13 protein-coding genes are annotated in these 17,065 nt (G+C 70.7%); 4 read left to right on the forward strand and 9 right to left on the reverse strand.

Going from position 1 to position 17,065, the window contains the following annotated elements; translation table 11 throughout:
* Positions 1 to 25: 25 nt before the first annotated feature.
* From ACWFR4_RS24645 to ACWFR4_RS24665, 5 genes are all read right to left on the reverse strand, one after another.
* Positions 26 to 268: a DUF397 domain-containing protein gene (locus ACWFR4_RS24645; protein WP_453467845.1), complete on the reverse strand. Its 243-nt coding sequence runs from the start codon at positions 266 to 268 to the stop codon at positions 26 to 28.
* 82 nt (positions 269 to 350) lie between these two features.
* Positions 351 to 1,538 carry a thiolase domain-containing protein gene (locus ACWFR4_RS24650; protein WP_453654530.1) on the reverse strand — a complete coding sequence of 396 codons (1,188 nt, stop codon included), beginning with the start codon at positions 1,536 to 1,538 and terminating at the stop codon, positions 351 to 353.
* Positions 1,535 to 2,581, reverse strand: a complete 1,047-nt coding sequence (locus ACWFR4_RS24655) for a thiolase domain-containing protein (protein ID WP_453654532.1) — start codon at positions 2,579 to 2,581, stop codon at positions 1,535 to 1,537. Before ACWFR4_RS24655 ends, ACWFR4_RS24650 begins: the two co-directional genes overlap by 4 nt.
* Positions 2,582 to 3,529: a Zn-ribbon domain-containing OB-fold protein gene (locus ACWFR4_RS24660; RefSeq protein WP_453467848.1), complete on the reverse strand. Its 948-nt coding sequence runs from the start codon at positions 3,527 to 3,529 to the stop codon at positions 2,582 to 2,584.
* A gap of 27 nt (positions 3,530 to 3,556) precedes the next feature.
* Positions 3,557 to 4,393 (reverse strand): crotonase/enoyl-CoA hydratase family protein, encoded by an 837-nt coding sequence (locus ACWFR4_RS24665; RefSeq protein WP_453654534.1) that lies wholly within the window; start codon positions 4,391 to 4,393, stop codon positions 3,557 to 3,559.
* A 196-nt stretch (positions 4,394 to 4,589) separates the two neighbouring features.
* Here ACWFR4_RS24665 and ACWFR4_RS24670 point away from each other — a divergent pair, with 196 nt between their 5' ends.
* The 3 genes from ACWFR4_RS24670 (at position 4,590) to paaK (ending at position 8,559) form a co-directional block, all read left to right on the forward strand.
* Positions 4,590 to 6,206 (forward strand): acyl-CoA synthetase, encoded by a 1,617-nt coding sequence (locus tag ACWFR4_RS24670; RefSeq protein WP_453654536.1) that lies wholly within the window; start codon positions 4,590 to 4,592, stop codon positions 6,204 to 6,206.
* A gap of 111 nt (positions 6,207 to 6,317) precedes the next feature.
* Positions 6,318 to 7,100: a GNAT family N-acetyltransferase gene (locus tag ACWFR4_RS24675; RefSeq protein WP_453467854.1), complete on the forward strand. Its 783-nt coding sequence runs from the start codon at positions 6,318 to 6,320 to the stop codon at positions 7,098 to 7,100.
* Between the two features lie 163 nt (positions 7,101 to 7,263).
* The gene (gene paaK, locus ACWFR4_RS24680; protein WP_453467856.1) at positions 7,264 to 8,559 is read left to right on the forward strand and encodes a phenylacetate--CoA ligase PaaK; all 1,296 of its coding nucleotides are present in this window, start codon (positions 7,264 to 7,266) and stop codon (positions 8,557 to 8,559) included.
* 47 nt (positions 8,560 to 8,606) lie between these two features.
* On the opposite strand, the gene thrS is transcribed toward paaK, so the two are convergent.
* A complete protein-coding gene (thrS, locus tag ACWFR4_RS24685) occupies positions 8,607 to 9,932 on the reverse strand; it encodes a threonine--tRNA ligase (protein WP_453654538.1) in 1,326 nt (441 codons plus the stop codon).
* A gap of 196 nt (positions 9,933 to 10,128) precedes the next feature.
* Complete coding sequence (locus ACWFR4_RS24690) at positions 10,129 to 11,652, reverse strand: acyl-CoA synthetase (RefSeq protein ID WP_453654540.1); 1,524 nt, start codon at positions 11,650 to 11,652, stop codon at positions 10,129 to 10,131.
* A gap of 140 nt (positions 11,653 to 11,792) precedes the next feature.
* On the opposite strand from ACWFR4_RS24690, the gene ACWFR4_RS24695 reads away from it, so the two are divergent.
* Positions 11,793 to 14,210: a penicillin acylase family protein gene (locus tag ACWFR4_RS24695; RefSeq protein WP_453654542.1), complete on the forward strand. Its 2,418-nt coding sequence runs from the start codon at positions 11,793 to 11,795 to the stop codon at positions 14,208 to 14,210.
* Positions 14,211 to 14,269: 59 nt separating this feature from the next.
* On the opposite strand, the gene ACWFR4_RS24700 is transcribed toward ACWFR4_RS24695, so the two are convergent.
* Together ACWFR4_RS24700 and ACWFR4_RS24705 are read right to left on the reverse strand one after the other, a co-directional pair.
* The gene (locus tag ACWFR4_RS24700; RefSeq protein ID WP_453654544.1) at positions 14,270 to 15,841 is read right to left on the reverse strand and encodes an acyl-CoA synthetase; all 1,572 of its coding nucleotides are present in this window, start codon (positions 15,839 to 15,841) and stop codon (positions 14,270 to 14,272) included.
* Entirely contained in the window at positions 15,838 to 16,965 is a 1,128-nt protein-coding gene (locus tag ACWFR4_RS24705) for an NAD(P)H-dependent flavin oxidoreductase (protein ID WP_453466207.1), read from the reverse strand. The genes ACWFR4_RS24700 and ACWFR4_RS24705 overlap by 4 nt, the downstream gene beginning before the upstream one ends.
* Between the last annotated feature and the right edge of the window lie 100 nt (positions 16,966 to 17,065).

Genomic DNA, 17,065 nt, shown 5'->3' on the forward strand with positions numbered 1-17,065 from the left:
GCGGCTCGGGTCAGGCCAGAGCGGCTCAGGTCAGGTCGAACTCCCCCTCGCGTGCCCCCAGCACGAACGCCCCCCATTCCGCGGGCGTGAAGATCAGGGACGGATTCTGGGGACTGCCGCCGTTGCGCATCGCGATGAAGCCTTCGACGAAGGCGATCTGGACGTCGCCCCGCCCCTTGCTGCTCGAATGCCAGTCCGCGGCACTCAGATCGAGGTCCGGCTTGTCCCAACCCGCGAGCGCGTGCTGCTCGATGGTGCTTTCGGCCACGTCCGTACTCCTCCCGGTTCGTCGTCCGCCCGCCAGCCTAGCGATCGGCCCGCGCGGCGGACAGGCCGCGGCGGCGAGCCGTTCAGGACGTGGGCGGCTGCGCCCCGACGAGCCACATCGAGAAGAACTGCGAGCCGCCCCCGTAGGCGTGCCCGAGGACCTTGCGGGCACCGTCGACCTGGTGTTCTCCGGCCTGCCCGCGGACCTGGAGCGCGGCCTCCGCGAAGCGGATCATGCCGGAGGCGCCGATGGGATTGGTGGACAGGACACCGCCCGACATGTTGACGGGGAGGTCGCCGTCGAGTTCCGTGACGCCCGATTCCGTGAGCTTCCAGCCCCCGCCCTCGTCGGCGAAGCCGAGGTTCTCCAGCCACATCGGCTCGTACCAGGAGAACGGCACATACATCTCGACGGCGTCGATCTCGCGGCGCGGGTCGCCGATGCCCGCCTGCCGGTAGACGTCGGCGGCACAGTCCTTCCCCGCCTGCGGCGACACGAAGTCCTTGCCCGCGAACATGGTCGGCTCGCTGCGCATCGCGCCACCGTGCATCCAGGCCGGCGGCTGCGGTGAACGGGCCGCGCCCGCGCGGTCGGTGAGGATCATGGCGCACGCGCCGTCGGAGGACGGGCAGGTCTCGGAGTAGCGGACCGGGTCCCACAGCATCGGCGAGGACTGGACCTTCTCCAGGGTGATGCCGTGCTCGTGCAGATGCGCGTAGGGGTTCTTCAGCGCGTTGCGCCGGTCCTTGTACGCGACCAGGGAGCCGACGTGGTCGGGCGCTCCGGTGCGCCGCATGTACGCGCGGACGTGCGGGGCGAAGAACCCGCCGGCGCCGGCGAGCAGCGGCTGGGTGAAGGGGATCGGCAGGGACAGGCCCCACATGGCGTTGGACTCGGACTGCTTCTCGAAGGCGAGGGTGAGGACGGTCTTGTGGACGCGGGACGCCACGAGGTTGGAGGCGACGAGGGCGGTGGAGCCGCCGACCGAGCCCGCCGTGTGCACCCGGAGCATCGGTTTGCCCACCGCGCCGAGGGCGTCCGCGAGATACAGCTCGGGCATCATGACGCCCTCGAAGAAGTCGGGCGCCTTGCCGATCACCACGGCGTCGATGTCGGCCCACGTCAACTGGGCGTCTTCCAGGGCACGTTGCGCGGCCTCGCGCACGAGTCCGGCGATCGAGACGTCCTTGCGGGCCGCGACGTGCTTGGTCTGGCCGATGCCGACGACGGCCACGGATTCCTTGTGCGTGGCGTGCCCCGTACTGCTCATCGGGCGTCTCCTTCCAGGACGGCGACCAGGTTCTGCTGGAGGCAGGGGCCGGAGGTGGCGTGGGCGAGGGCCCGGTCGGACTCACCGCGGTGGATCCGGGCGGCGGCCTCACCGATCCGCAGCAGACCCGCGGCCATGACCGGGTTGGCGGCGAGCGCGCCGCCGGAGGGGTTCACGGCCACGCCGTCGCCCAGCTTCAGCGCCTTCCGCAGGACGACCTCCTGCGAGGTGAACGGGGCGTGCAACTCAGCGGTGTCCACGGGCCGTTCGAAGGCTCCCGCCCGCTCGGCGGCCAGCCGTGCGGACGGGGAGTCGGTGAGGTCGCGTACGCCGAGGCTGTGCGCCTCGATGCGGTGGTCCATGCCGCGGATCCAGGCGGGCCGCTCGCACAATTCGCGGGCCTTGTCACCGGCGGCCAGGATCACGGCGACGGCGCCGTCGCTGACGGGCGGGCAGTCGCCCTTGCGCAGCGGCTGCACCTCGTAGCCGCCCTGCGGCACCGAGCCCTTCACCTGTGCGTGGGAGTTGGACGATGCGGACTCCCGGCTCCGTGCGGCGATCCCGGCGAGCGCGGGTTCGTCGGTCTCGCCCGCGTCGATCAGGGCTTGTGCCTGGAGTGCGGCGAGCGCGACCGAGTCCGGCCACAGCGGGGCCACGTAGTACGGGTCGAGCTGGCGGGTGAGTACATCGCGCACGGAGCCGGGCGAGGACTTGCCGTACGAGTAAACGAGCGCCGTGTCGACCTCGCCGGTGAGGAGCTTGACCCAGGCCTCGTACATCGCCCAGGCCCCGTCCATCTCCACGTGGGACTCGGAGATCGGCGGCCAGGCGCCCACGCCGTCGAGGGTCATGGTGAAGGAGAACGCGCGGCCCGCGAGATAGTCGGAGGAGCCGGAGCAGGTGAAGCCGATGTCACTGGTCTTCAGACCGGTCTGCGCCAGCACTTGGTGCAGCACCGGCATCACCATGTCGACCTCGGAGAGTTCGTCGGTGGTGCGCAGATGGTCGCTCTGCGCGAAGGCGACGATCGCTACCTCTCGCATCTACACCAGCTCCTTGTACGTGTCGTAGTCGGCGTCCGGTTCGCCGGTGGGCCGGTAGTGGTCGGGGTAGCGGCCGCCCTCGGTCCATACGGGCTCGACCCGGAGGCCCATCCGCACCTGGTCGTACGGGATGCCGGCGATGCGGCCGTGGAGCGCGAGGTCGGCTCCGTCGAGCGCGATGTGGGCGTAGACGTAGGGCAGTTCGATGTCGAGGTTCTTGGCCTTGACGTTGACGATGCAGAAGGTGGTGACGGTGCCGGCCGGGCCGACCTCGACCCGGTCGGTCGTGGCGACGCCGCAGGTGGGGCAGGCGCCGCGCGGCGGGACGTAGACCTTGCGGCAGGACGGGCAGCGTTCGCCGACGGTGCGGCGGTCGGCGAGGGCGTTGATGTAGGCGGTCTGGGCGCGGCCCGGGGAGTACACGTAGTCGAGACGGGCCTCGGCGACGATCCCGTTGACCGCGTCGTCGAACTGCCCGTCGTGCGCGGCGGGTTCGGTATCCGTCGCCGCCCCCTCGTACGGCTCGAAGCAGGCGATGTCGGTGATGGCTCCGGTGCGTTCCGCGGCCCAGCGGACGCGGACGCGCATGCCGGTGGTCACGGCGTCGGGGCCGGGTGCGTCGAGGGCGTGCAGGAGGCCGGTGTCTGCGCCGTCGAGCTTGACCAGGACCCAGGCGAAGGGCGCGTCGAGGGGCTGGCCGCGGCGGGGCTCGGGGTTCCAGGCCCAGGTGGTGACGGTGCCGGTGGGCTCGACCTCGACGAGGTCGCGGAGCTCGTCGGCGGTGACGGGGTCGTACTCGACGGGCGGGACCATGACCTTGCCGTCGGTGGTCTTCACGCCGAGGACGGTGCGTTCGCGCAGGCCGGTCAGGAACGCGCTCTGGACGGGACCCAGCGAGCGGGTGAAGGGGAACTCGACGACGAGCGGGGCTTTGAGGACTTCGGGCACTTCAGGACTCCTTGGCGTCAGAGGGCTTCACGCGCGCCGGTAGACGGCGGGACGCTTCTCGGCGAAGGCCCTGGGGCCTTCCTTCGCGTCCTCGGTGGCGAAGATCGGCCAGCCGCGTTCCAGTTCGGACTTGAGGCCGTCGGTCTCGGTCATCTCGGCGGTCTCGTACACCGAGGCCTTCACCGCCTCCACCGCGAGCGGGCCGCAGGCGTTGACCTGCTCGGCGATCTCCAGGGCCTTGTCGAGCGCGGTGCCGGCCGGGACGACACTGCCGATGAGCCCGATGGAGAGGGCCTCGGCAGCGCTGTAGTGCCTGCCGGTCAGCAGCATCTCCAGGGCGTGGGTACGCGGGATCTGCCGCTGAAGCCGCACCGTGGAACCGCCGATCGGGAAGAGGGCGCGCTTGACCTCGGAGAGGCCGAAGGTCGCGGTCTCGGCGGCGACGCGGATGTCGGTGCCCTGGAGGATCTCCGTGCCGCCGGCCACGCAGTAGCCCTCGACAGCGGCGATCACGGGTTTGCGGGGCCGGTGATGGCGCAGCATCGCCTTCCAGTGCAGATCGGGGTCGGCCTTGAGCCGGTCCCGGTACTGCTCGCCCTCCATCCCCTTGCCGGCCAGGGCCTTGAGGTCCATGCCCGCGCAGAACGTGCCGCCCGCGCCGGTCAGGACGACCGACCGGACCGAGTCGTCCTCGTCCGCGGCGACCCATCCGTCGTAGAGGCCGACCAGCATCGGCAGGGAGAGCGCGTTCTTGGCCTCGGGCCTGTTGAGCGTGAGGACCAGGGTGGCGCCCTCGCGCCGCACCGTGAGGTGTTCCGTCCCGTGACCCGTCCCTTGTCCCGCGTCGTGTTCCGTGCCACCCATGGCCGTACTCCCGTCTCGGATGCGTCTCGGCTGCCGCGTACGTCTCGGATGCGAGAACAGGTTGCAGTAGGCGGGTGGCCAGTTCAAGAGTTTTCTGACAGTCAGTCAGATTTCTTGTGCGGGAGCCCTTCCCTGTTCCATGCCGCTCTGCTGAGATGACGGCCACATCGAGATGGCGCCTGGGTCAGGAGGAGCGGTGGAGTACAACCTTGCCGACCTGTTCGAGTCGGTCGTCGACGTGGTCCCGGACCGCGAGGCGCTCGTGCACATCGACCATCCCGGCACGGGCGCGGAGCGCCGGCTCACCTACGCCGGACTCGACGCGGCGGCCAACCGCCTCGCCCACCATCTGATCGACAGCGGGATCCGCCCCGGCGAACACCTGGGCCTGCATCTCTACAACGGCATCGAGTACCTCCAGACGGTGCTGGCCTGCCTCAAGGCGCGGATCGTGCCGGTCAATGTCAACTACCGCTACGTGGAAGAGGAGCTGGTCTACCTCTACCGCGACGCCGACCTCGCGGCGCTCGTCTTCGACGCCGAGTTCACCGAACGCGTCGCGTCCGCTCTCCCGCAGACGGAGAAGCTGCGCCACCTCGTGCGCGTGGGGACCGCGCCGACCGGCGCGCCGCCCGTCAAGGCCGTGGACTTCACGGAGGCGGAGGCCACGGGCTCGCCGGAGCGCGGCTTCGGGCCGCGCTCGGCCGACGACCTCTTCATCATCTACACGGGCGGCACGACCGGCATGCCCAAGGGCGTGATGTGGCGCCAGGAGGACCTGTTCTTCTCGGGGCTCGGCGGCGGCGCGCCGACGGGCGAGCCGGTGAGCAGGCCGGAGGAGCTGTCCGAGCGTGTCGCGGCCGGTGGCGACGGGATCACCTTCTTCCCCACGCCTCCCCTGATGCACGGCACCTCCACCCTCACCGCCTTCATCGGCTTCAACTTCGGCCAACGCCTCGTCATCCACACGAAGTTCGTGCCCGAAGAAGTCCTTCGCACGGTCGAGAAGGAGAAGGTGACGAGCATGTCGCTCGTCGGGGACGCGATGCTGCGGCCCCTGATCGACGCGCTGAACGGGCCGATGAAGGGCACGGACTGCTCGTCGATGTTCAGCGTCTCGTCGTCGGGGGCGATCATGTCGGAGACGGTGCGCGCGCAGTTCCAGGCGCTCGTCCCGAACGTGATGCTCCTGAACAACTTCGGCTCCTCCGAGTCCGGCTTCAACGGCACGGCGACGGACGACTCGGGCCCGGAGAAGGGCTTCCGTCTACGGGTCAACTCCCGTACGCAGGTGGTCGACCCGGCGACGTACGAGCCGATCTCCCCTGGAGAGCCGGGTCGCATCGCCCAGCGCGGGCACGTCCCGCTCGGCTACTACAACGACCCCGCGAAGACAGCCGAGACGTTCTTCCAGAAGGGCGACGAGCGGTGGGTGCTGCTCGGGGACATGGCCACGGTCGACGAGGAGGGCATCGTCACCGTCCTCGGGCGCGGCTCGCAGTGCATCAACACGGGCGGCGAGAAGGTGTATCCGGAAGAGGTCGAGCAGGCCCTCAAGTCCCATCCGGACGTGTACGACGCGCTGGTCGCCGGCGTGCCCGACGCGAAGTGGGGCAACCATGTCGCCGCGGTCGTCCAGCTGCGCGACGGCGCGGCACCGCCCTCGCTCGACGACATCCAGACCCACTGCCGCACCCGCCTCGCGGGCTACAAGATCCCCCGCCAGCTCGTCCTGACCGACCGTATCCAGCGCTCGCCCAGCGGCAAGGCGGACTACCGGTGGGCGCGGGCGGTGGCGGCGGAAGGCTCGTAACAGGACACGGCGACGGTCGTAGCGGACGCGGCGACAGTTCCTACGGGACACGTCCGCGCGCCGGGGCACAATCCGGTTGCCACCCCGACGCGCCGGTGCTGGAGTGACCGGATGAATCATCAAGCGGTGTTGTCCCGGTTCGACCGGCAGATGAGGCGGGACGCCAAGCCCGACGGCCCCGGCGCGCGGGTCGAGCGGGTGGACGGCGTGGTGCGGCAGACCGGCGCCGAGGGCAGCTCCTGGAACGGCGTCGTGTGGTCGGACCTCGACGAGAGCTCGGCGGACGCGGCGATCGCCGCCCAGGTACGCCATTTCACCGAGCTCGGACGCGAATTCGAGTGGAAGGTGTACGGGCACGACCTGCCGCACGATCTTCCGCAGCGACTCACGGCCGCCGGATTCGTCCCCGAGCCCGTGGAGACCCTCCTGGTCGCCGAGGTCGCGGCCCTGCCGACGGACGTCCCGCCCCCCGAAGGGATCCGGCTCGTCCCCGTCACCGACGAGACGGGCTTCGATCTCATGGCGCAGGTGCACGACAAGGCCTTCGGCAGGAGTCTCGGCCTCACCCGGCACCAGCTCCTCGCCCAGCTCGCCGAGGACGCGGACGCCGTGCCCGCGGTGCTCGCGCTGGCCGGGGACGTGCCGGTGAGCGCGGCCCGGATGGAGACGCACCCGGGGACGGACTTCGCGAGCCTGTGGGGCGGCGGCACCGTCGCCGAGTGGCGCGGGCGGGGGATCTACCGCAGCCTCGTCGCGTTCCGTACCCGCATCGCTGCCGAGCGCGGCTACCGCTACCTCCAGGTCGACGCCTCCAGCATGAGCCGCCCGATCCTGGAGCGCCTCGGCTTCGCGGCTCTGAGCACCACGACTCCATACGTCCACGGGGGCGCCTGAGACCACCCGGCAGCGATTGAGCCCGTCCCGCCTCTTGACGCCTGCCCCCACCCCTTGAATTACTGACCCTGAACGGATCAACCGAATGATCGGTCGGCCGATTCGCCCATTATGTGGATCCGGGTGGACGGTCGGCCCTCAGGGCTCGGGAGCGCGGTCGACGATGACAGAACTGCTGGACGCGGGGGAACAGCTCGGCCCCGAGGAGCTGCACGCACAGCAGCTGGAGCGGCTGCGGGCGACACTTCGCCGCGTGTACGAGCGGGTGCCGTTCTACCGAGCGTCCTTCGACAAGGCGGGCATGCGCCCCGAGGACTGCCGCTCGCTCGCCGACCTGGCCCGCTTCCCGTTCACCACGAAGACCGACCTGCGGGACAACTACCCGTTCGGGATGTTCGCCGTGCCGGAGACGGACGTGCGCCGGCTGCACGCGTCCAGCGGGACCACAGGCCTGCCCACCGTCGTCGGCTACACGGAGAACGACCTCTCCATGTGGGCCGACATGGTGGCGCGCTCCCTGCGCGCGGCGGGCGCCCGGCCCGGCCACAAGGTCCATGTCGCGTACGGATACGGCCTGTTCACGGGCGGGCTCGGCGCACACTACGGCGCCGAGCGGCTCGGCTGCACGGTCATCCCCGCGTCCGGCGGCATGACCGCACGCCAGGTGCGGCTGATCCAGGACTTCCGCCCCGAGGTCATCATGGTCACCCCCTCGTACATGCTGACGATCCTCGACGAGTTCGAGCGCCAGGGCGTCGACCCTCGCAGCACGTCCCTCAAGGTCGGGGTCTTCGGCGCCGAGCCGTGGACCGAGGAGATGCGCCGCGAGATCGAGGAGCGGTTCGCCATCGACGCCGTCGACATCTATGGCCTCTCGGAGGTGATGGGACCGGGCGTCGCCCAGGAGTGCGTCGAGACGAAGGACGGGCTGCACATCTGGGAGGACCAGTTCTATCCGGAGGTCGTCGACCCGATCACCGGCGAGGTCCTGCCGGACGGTGAGCAGGGCGAGCTGGTGTTCACCTCGCTCACCAAGGAGGCCATGCCCGTGATCCGCTACCGGACACGGGACCTGACCCGGCTCCTGCCCGGCACGGCCCGGCCTTCCTTCCGCCGCATGGAGAAGGTGACGGGCCGCAGCGACGACATGGTGATCCTGCGCGGGGTGAACCTCTTCCCGACCCAGGTCGAGGAGATCGTCCTGCGCACGCCGGGCGTCGCCCCGCACTTCCAGCTCCGGCTGACCCGCGAGGGCCGCATGGACGCCCTGACGGTACGCGCGGAGGCCCGCGCCGACGCGACCGCTACCGAGCGCGACGCGGCGGCCCGCGCCATCGCGACCGGCGTGAAGGACGGCATCGGTGTCTCGGTGACGGTGGAGGTCGTGGACCCGGAGACGCTGGAGCGGTCGGTGGGCAAGATCAAGCGCATTGTGGACCTGCGGGGGCGGGAGGCGTAAGGGGTACGGCGGGGCCGGCATTCCAGCCCCCCGCCGGGCCGCCTTCGTCAGCTCGCGTCGTCCCACAGGTCGTGCGCGCACCCGTCGACGACCGCCCCGATCCTGGCGAGCGCCTCCTCGGCGGGCAGCGGTGCGGGGCGGCGGCCGTCGCGCAGGCGCAGCGCGACCCGACCGTCCACCGCCTCTCTCCCACCGATGACCGCCTGGTACGGCACGAGCCGGGCCTCCCGGACGCGGGCGCCCAGGGTGCCGCGCTCGGGGCCGGCGACCTCGGCCCGCAGCCCCAGCTCGGCGCACCGCCGCGCGAGGGCGTCGGCGTGCGGCAGCTCGGCGTCCGAGATCGGCAGGATCGCCACCTGGGTGGGGGCGAGCCACGCCGGGAAGGCGCCGCCGTGCTGCTCGATGAGGTGGGCGACGGCCCGTTCCACGCTGCCGATGATGCTGCGGTGGACCATCACCGGACGGTGTTTCGCGCCGTCCGGGCCGATGTAGTGCAGGTCGAAACGCTCCGGCTGGTGGAAGTCGACCTGGACGGTGGAGAGGGTCGACTCGCGCCCCGCACCGTCGGCGACCTGGACGTCGATCTTGGGCCCGTAGAACGCGGCCTCGCCCTCGGCCGCCTCGTACGGAAGGCCCGACCGGTCGAGAACCTCGGTGAGCAGCGCGGTGGAGCGCTGCCACATCTCGGGGGCGGCGACGTACTTGCCACCCGGCCCCGGCAGCGAGAGCCGGTAGCGCGCCGGGGTGACGCCCAGCGCCTCGTAGGCCCTGCGGATCATCTCCAGAGCCGCCTGCGCCTCGCCGGCCACCTGGTCGAGGGCGCAGAAGATGTGCGCGTCGTTGAGCTGGATGGCCCGTACGCGGGTCAGGCCGCCGAGCACGCCCGACAGCTCGGAGCGGTACATGCCGCCCAACTCCGCCATGCGCAAGGGCAGTTCGCGGTAGCTGTGGGAGCGGGAACGGTAGATCAGGGCGTGGTGGGGACAGAGACTGGGCCGCAGGACGACCTGCTCGCCGCCCAGGTCCATCGGGGGAAACATGTCGTCGCTGTAGTGCGACCAGTGCCCCGAGATCTCGTACAGCTCGCGCTTGCCGAGGACCGGCGAGTACACATGCCGGTAGCCGGCCCGCCGCTCAGCGGTGCGGATGTACTCCTCGAGGGTGTGCCGCACAGCCGCGCCGTCGGGCAGCCAGTAGGGCAGACCCGCGCCGATCAGCGGGTCGGTGTCGAAGAGGCCGAGCTCACGACCGAGCTTGCGGTGGTCGTGCTTCGGCCGCTCGTGCTGCGGGTGTTCCTGGTTTTGCTCCTCGTGCTTCCGCTGGTCCTGCTTCCGCTGGTCCTGCTTCCGCTGGTCCTGCTTCTGCTGGTTCATTTCGGGATCCCTCGCGGTCGTCGGGCGAGTGGTCCCATGGCGAAGCCCCGGGGCACTCGCCCCGGGGCTTCGGACAAACACAGCTGTCAGCGCGCCGGGACACTCTCCGGCGTCGTCGTCTTGGCAGCAGCGCGTCGCTTCATGGCCGGACCGTAACAGGGCCCCGACCGCCTCCGCTCGTCATTTTCCGGCGGGCTCAGTGCGCCGTACCGAACCGGTCCCGCAGCTCCCGCTTGAGGATCTTGCCGCTGGCGTTGCGCGGGAGTTCGTCCACGAAGACGACACGCTTGGGCGCCTTGAAGTGGGCGAGCTTCTCGCGCGCGTGGGCGATGAGCTCCGCCTCGGTCACCTCGCCGCCGCCGCGGACCACGACGGCCGTGACGGCCTCGATCCAGCGCTCGTCGGGCAGGCCGATGACGGCGGTCTCGGCCACCTGCGGGTGGGTGTAGAGCGCGTCCTCGACCTGCCGTGAGGCGACGAGCACTCCCCCAGAGTTGATGACGTCCTTCACACGGTCCACAACGGTGAAGTAGCCCTCGCCGTCGCGCACCGCGAGGTCCCCCGAGCGGAACCAGCCGTCACGGAAGGCCGCCTCGGTCTCCTGCGGCTTGTCCCAGTAGCCGTCGCACAACTGCGGTGAGCGGTAGACCACTTCACCGGCGGTTCCGTCGGGCACCTCCTTGCCGTCCTCGTCGACGACCCGTGCCTCGACGAACAGGACGGGCCGCCCGCATGAGTCCATGCGGCCCTCGTGCTCGTCGGGCCCGAGGACGGTGGCGAGCGGTCCGATCTCGCTCTGGCCGAAGCAGTTGTAGAAGGCGAGTCCGGGCAGGTGCGCGCGGAGCCGTTCCAGGACCGGCACCGGCATGATCGACGCGCCGTAGAAGGCCTTGCGCAGGCCGCTCAGGTCCCGGGTCGCGAAATCCGGGTGCTGCGCGAGGCCGATCCAGACGGTGGGCGGCGCGAAGAGGCTGTCGGCGTCACCGGCTTCGACAAGGTCGAAGATCTTCGCGGCGTCCGGCGCGTCGAGGATCGTGTTCTGCGCGCCGACGGCGAGGTACGGCAGCAGGAACACGTGCATCTGCGCCGAGTGGTAGAGCGGCAGGGAGTGGACGGGCCGGTCCGTCTCCGTGAGGCCGAGGGCATGGATCGCGCTGACGTACTCGTGGACGAGCGCCCGGTGCGACATCATCGCACCCTTGGGCAGCGCGGTCGTGCCGGAGGTGTACAGGAGTTGCACCAGGCCGTCGGCGTCGGGCTGCGGTCCGTCGTACGGCTCGGCGGACGGGATCCGGGCGAGCAGGGAGTCGTCCGCGTCGCGCAGTGCCAGGGTGCGCGCACCCGCGGGGAGCCGGTCCGCCAGGTCGGGGTCGGTCAGTACGAGCGCGCAGCCCGACTGGCCGACGATGTAGGAGAGGTCGTCTCCGGTGAGGTTCTGGTTGACCGGCACGTGCACGAGCCCGGCGCGCGAACAGGCCAGGAAGCCGATCAGGTACGCGTCCGAGTTGTGCCCGTACGCGCCGACACGGTCCCCTCGTCCGAGTCCCAGGCCGCGCAGCACGCCGGCCGCCCGCGAGACGGCCGCGTCGAGTTCGGCGTACGTCCATGCGCGCGGGCCGTAGCGGACGGCGACGCGCTCGGGGGCGCGTCGCGCGCTGCGGCGCAGCGTCCCGTCGACCGTGCTGGCGCGTACGTCTCGTTCATCCCGGACACCCGTCATGGCGCGATCCTGTGCCCCGGCCGACGCGAAATCAAGGCCGGTGACGCGCGTCGGGGGAAGGCCACACCGGACGCCGCCCTTCCGGGCATACCGGTTGGTACGCTCAACCGCCCCTTCCCTCACTCCAGTTGGGAGGCACGATGCGCACCCGCCCAAGACGTCTCGCGGTCATCGGTTTCGCCCTGTTGACCGCGTTGAGCACCACGGCCTCACTCCCGTCGTCGGCCGCCGGCGGCCACGGCCGGCCCGAGCGCCACCCGCACGACGGCGGCCTGTCCGCCACGATCCGCTACACGGAGTACGGCATACCGCATATCGTCGCCAAGGACTACGCGGGCCTGGGCTTCGGCACCGGGTGGGCGCAGGCGGCCGACCAGGTGTGCGCGCTCGCCGACGGATTCGCCACCGTGCGCGGCGAGCGCTCCCGTTACTTCGGGCCCGACTCGGCCCCCGACGGCTCCCTGTCGTCCGCCACGAAGAACGTCTCCAGCGACCTCTACTTCCGGGGTGTCCGCGAGGCGGGCACCGTCGAGAAGCTGCTCGCCGAGCCGGCGCCCGCGGGCCCGAGCCGCGAGGTGAAGGAGACGATGCGAGGCTTCGCCGCCGGGTACAACGCGTGGCTGAAGCAGAACCGGATCACCGACCCCGCCTGCAAGGGCGCGGAATGGGTGCGCCCGGTGACGACCCTGGACGTCGCGGCGCACGGCTTCGCGCTCGCCGTGCTCGGCGGACAGGGCCGCGGCGTGGACGGCATCACAGCCGCACAGCCGCCCTCCGCGGGAGCCCCTGCCCGTACGCCGGACAAGGCCACAACAGCCGCGGCCGCCAAGGAGCTGTTCTCGAGCGAGGACGCCGACATGGGGTCCAACGCCGTCGCGTTCAGCGGCGCCACCACGGCGAACGGCCGCGGTCTGCTCCTCGGCAACCCGCACTACCCCTGGCAGGGCGGCCGCCGCTTCTGGCAGTCGCAGCAGACGATTCCCGGCGAACTGAACGTCTCCGGCGGCTCGCTCCTCGGCTCGACGACGATCTCGATCGGACACAACTCCCGTATCGCCTGGAGCCACACCGTCGCGACGGGCGTGACGCTCAATCTCCACCAGTTGACACTGGACCCGGCCGATCCGACCTCGTATCTCGTCGACGGCAACCCGGAGCGGATGACGAAGCGGACCGTGACCATCGCGGTGAAGGACGGCGCGCCGGTCACCCGCACCCAGTGGTGGACACGGTATGGGCCGATCGTGAACTCGCTGGGCGCGTCCCTGCCGCTGCCCTGGACGGCCACGACGGCGTATGCGCTCAACGACCCGAACGCCCTGAACCTGCGTGCCTCCGACACAGGGCTCGGGTTCAGCAAGGCACGCTCCACGGATGACGTGCTGCGTTCGCTGAAGCGCTCACAGGGACTTCCCTGGGTGAACACGATCGCCGCCGACTCGTCGGGGCACTCGCTGTTCGCTCAGGCGCAGGTCCTGCCCCGGATCACCGACGACCTGGCCGCACGCTGCTCGACGCCGCTCGGCAAGGTGACGTATCCGGCGTCCGGCGTCGCGGTCCTGGACGGGTCGCGCGGCGACTGCGCGATCGGCTCCGACAAGGACGCCGTGCAGCCGGGCATCTTCGGACCGTCCAGGATGCCGGTCCTCAAGGACGCGCCGTACGTGGAGAACTCGAACGACAGCGCCTGGCTGGCCAACGCCGACCGGCCGCTGACGGGGTACGAGCGGGTCTTCGGGACAGTCGGCACGCAGCGGTCGATGCGGACGCGCGGCGGCGTCGAGGACGTCTCGGCGATGGCGAGACGGGGCGGCCTGACCGTCCCCGACCTCCAGCGTCAGCAGTTCGCCGACCGGGTGCCCGCGGCGGATCTGGCGGCGGCGGACACGGCGCGCACATGTGCGGCGCTGCCCGGCGGCACGGCAACAGGCAGCGACGGAAAGGCTGTTGATGTCGGCCAGGCCTGTGATGTGCTCAAGAGGTGGGATCACACGATGCGCACATCGAGCCGTGGCGCGCTGCTCTTCGACCGGTTCTGGCGCAAGCTCACGGCGGCCGTGCCGAACGACAAGCTGTGGAAGGTGCCGTTCTCGGCCGCCGACCCGGTGCGCACGCCGAACACGCTGAACACGGATGTGCCGGGCTTCGCGACCGCGCTCGCCGACGCGGTAGGTGAGCTGCGGGCGGCCGGGATCGCCCTGGACGACCCGCTCGGCGCGCACCAGTTCGTCGTGCGCGGCGGCAAGCGCATCCCCGTCCACGGCGGCACGGAGTCCCTCGGTGTGTGGAACAAGGTCGAGACGGTGTGGGACGCGAAGGCGGGCGGCTACACGGAGGTCGTCCACGGGTCGAGCTACATCCAGGCCGTCGGCTGGAACGGCGGCGGCTGCCCGGTGGCCCGCACCCTGCTGACGTACTCCCAGTCCTCGAACCCCGACTCGCCCCACTTCGGCGACCAGACGCATCTGTTCTCGAACGGGCAGTGGGTGACCTCGCGCTTCTGCGAGAAGGACATCCTGAGGTCACCGGCGCTGAAGGTGGTGCGGGTGCACGACTGAACGACGGGGCGGCTCGGGGGAAGACCCCGGGCCGCTCCTGCGTCAGACCTCCGCGTGGGTCACATCGCGCGGGTGCGGCCCTCCCAATAGGGGTCGCGCAGACGGCGCTTGTAGAGCTTGCCGTTCGGGTCGCGCGGCATCGTCTCGATGAAGTCGACGGTCCTGGGCCTCTTGTAGCCCGCGAGTTGGCGCTCGCAGTGAGCGAGGATCTCGGCGGCGAGCGCGTCTCCGGCCACGTGCCCCTCCGTGGGTTCGACGACCGCCTTGACCTCCTCGCCCCAGTCGTCGTGCGGGATCCCGAAGGCCGCGGCGTCGGCCACGGCCGGGTGGGTGAGGAGTGCGGACTCGATCTCGGCGGGGTAGATGTTGACGCCGCCCGAGATGATCATGTCGATCTTGCGGTCGCGCAGGAAGAGATACCCGTCCTCGTCGAGAATGCCGAGGTCACCGACGGTGAAGAAGTCGCCGATGCGGTTCTTCTTCGTCTTGTTCTCGTCCTTGTGGTACGAGAAACCGCCGGTGCTCATCTTCATGTAGACGGTGCCGAGTTCGCCGGGCGGCAGCTGGTTGCCGTCGTCGTCGAACACGGCGAGTTCGCTGATGGGCCAGGCCTTGCCTACCGTGCCCGGCTTCTTCAGCCAGTCCTCGGCGGTCGCGAAGGCGCCGCCGCCCTCACTGGCCGCGTAGTACTCCTCGACGCTGTGGCCCCACCAGTCGATCATCGCGCGTTTGACGTGGTCGGGGCAGGGCGCGGCGCCGTGGATGGCGTGCCGCATCGCCGACACGTCGTACGCGCTCCTGACGCTGTCGGGCAGGGCGAGCAGGCGGTGGAACTGGGTCGGCACCATGTGCGTGTGCGTGCACTTGAAGGTGTCGATGAGGCGCAGCATGTCCTCGGGGGTCCACTTGTCCATCAGGACGAGGGTGTGTCCGATGTGCAGGGACGCGCCCGCGAACTGGAGCACTGCGGTGTGGTAGAGCGGCGAGCAGACGAGGTGGACGTTGTCGCCGAACGGCTTGATGCCGAAGATGCCGAGGAAGCCGCCGAGGTAGGTCTCCTCGGGGAGCTTGCCGGGCAGGGGGCGGCGGATGCCGCGGGGGCGGCCCGTAGTGCCCGAGGTGTAGTTCATGACCCAGCCGAGGGTGCGGTCGTCCGGCACCGACTCGGGCTGCCTGTCGAGGAGTTGGGCGTAGGGGCGGAAGCCGTCGACGGTTCCGACCGCGTACCGCTGCCCTGCGGGGAGTGCCGCCTCGTCGGCGGCGGCCACGGCCTGTTCGGCGAACCGCTCGTGCGCGATGAGGACCTTCGCTCCGGAGTCGGCGACGATCCAGGCGATCTCGGGGCCGACCAGATGGTGGTTGACCGGGACGAGGTAGAAGCCGGCCTGGGAGGCGGCGAGGAACGCGGTGAAGAACTCGACTCCGTTGGGCAGGACGACGGCGAACGCGTCACCTCGTTCGAGCCCGGCGGCACGCAGGCCGTGCACGAGCTTGTTGACGTCGGCGTGCAGCCGGCCGGCGGTCCACTCCTCCCCGTCGGGTGCGACGAGTACGGTGCGGCCGGGATCCGCGGTGGCCTGGGCCCAGAATCCGTTGGGGGGCGCGCTGTTGGTGTGGGGGCCGGTGCTCACGACTGGCCGCTCCTTCCTGCGATGCGGTTGATCCGGTCGACGGCGCGCTCGAAGCCGCGCGTGAGGTCGTCGAACACGTCCTGGACGGGGCGTTCGCTCGTCATCCGGCCGACGATCTGCCCGACGGGCGTGCCGAGCAGCGGATCGACCTCGTACTTCTGGATGCGGGAGACCGCCTCGGCGACGAGCAGCCCCTGGAGCGGCATGGGCAGCGTGCCGGGGCCGGCCGGGTCGTCCCATGCGTCGGTCCACTCCGTGCGGAGCTGGCGCGCTGGCTTGCCGGTCAGGGCGCGGGAGCGGACGGTGTCGCCGGACCCGGCCGCGAGGAGTTTGCCGGTGAGGGCTCGGGAGTGGAGGTCGGCCTCGGTGGTGGTGAGCCAGAGGGAGCCGAGCCAGACGCCCTGGGCGCCGAGCGCGAGGGCCGCCGCGATCTGCTCCCCGCTGCCGATGCCGCCGGCCGCGAGGACGGGCAGCGGCGACACGGCGTCGACCGCTTCGGGCGTGAGCACCATGGACGCGATCTCGCCGGTGTGTCCGCCCGCCTCGTAGCCCTGCGCGACGACGATGTCGATGCCCGCGTCCGCGTGTTTACGGGCGTGCCGGGCGCTGCCCGCGAGAGCGGCCACGAGCACGTTCTGGTCGTGGGCGCGCTGGATGACGTCGGCGGGCGGTGAACCGAGCGCGTTGGCAAGGAGTTTGATCGGGTAGTCGAAGGCGACGTCCAGCTGGTTGCGGGCGACCTGCTCCATCCAGCCGGTGATGCGCCAGCCCGACGCCTCGCCCTCGGCGAGCTCGGGCACGCCGTGCTTGGCGAGGGTGTCTCTGACGAACTGGCGGTGTCCTTCGGGGATCATCGCCTCGACGTCGGCCTCGGTCAGTTTCTGGTGGTTCGGGCCCTCGACCTTCTTCGCGGGCATCACGACATCGAGCCCGTAGGGCGCGCCGTCGACGTGTTCCTCCATCCAGTCGAGGTCGCGGGCCAGGTCGTCGGGTGCGGTGTAACGGACCGCGCCGAGCACACCCAGCCCCCCGGCCCTGCTGATGGCGGCGGCCACCGCCGGGAAGGGCGTGAAGCCGAAGATGGCGTGCTCGATCCCCAGTTTCTTGCTCAGCTCCGTCTGCATGGGCGCAGAATGCCGCACTCCTCCGTACGAGGGAAGACATTTCTGATGCTGCGTCAGATTTCTGTGACGCAATTCCGAGGCTTGACACGACCGGAACCTG

This window comes from Streptomyces sp. NPDC055140, from assembly GCF_053607285.1.

Coding starts and splice junctions, on each gene's coding strand:
- thrS (WP_453654538.1), bottom strand. CDS start 9,932: ATGAACCAGCAGAAGCAGGACCAGCGGAAGCAGGACCAGCGGAAGCAG.
- ACWFR4_RS24665 (WP_453654534.1), bottom strand. CDS start 4,393: ATGGGTGGCACGGAACACGACGCGGGACAAGGGACGGGTCACGGGACG.
- ACWFR4_RS24705 (WP_453466207.1), bottom strand. CDS start 16,965: ATGCAGACGGAGCTGAGCAAGAAACTGGGGATCGAGCACGCCATCTTC.
- paaK (WP_453467856.1), top strand. CDS start 7,264: ATGACAGAACTGCTGGACGCGGGGGAACAGCTCGGCCCCGAGGAGCTG.
- ACWFR4_RS24690 (WP_453654540.1), bottom strand. CDS start 11,652: ATGACGGGTGTCCGGGATGAACGAGACGTACGCGCCAGCACGGTCGAC.
- ACWFR4_RS24675 (WP_453467854.1), top strand. CDS start 6,318: ATGAATCATCAAGCGGTGTTGTCCCGGTTCGACCGGCAGATGAGGCGG.
- ACWFR4_RS24655 (WP_453654532.1), bottom strand. CDS start 2,581: ATGCGAGAGGTAGCGATCGTCGCCTTCGCGCAGAGCGACCATCTGCGC.
- ACWFR4_RS24650 (WP_453654530.1), bottom strand. CDS start 1,538: ATGAGCAGTACGGGGCACGCCACGCACAAGGAATCCGTGGCCGTCGTC.
- ACWFR4_RS24695 (WP_453654542.1), top strand. CDS start 11,793: ATGCGCACCCGCCCAAGACGTCTCGCGGTCATCGGTTTCGCCCTGTTG.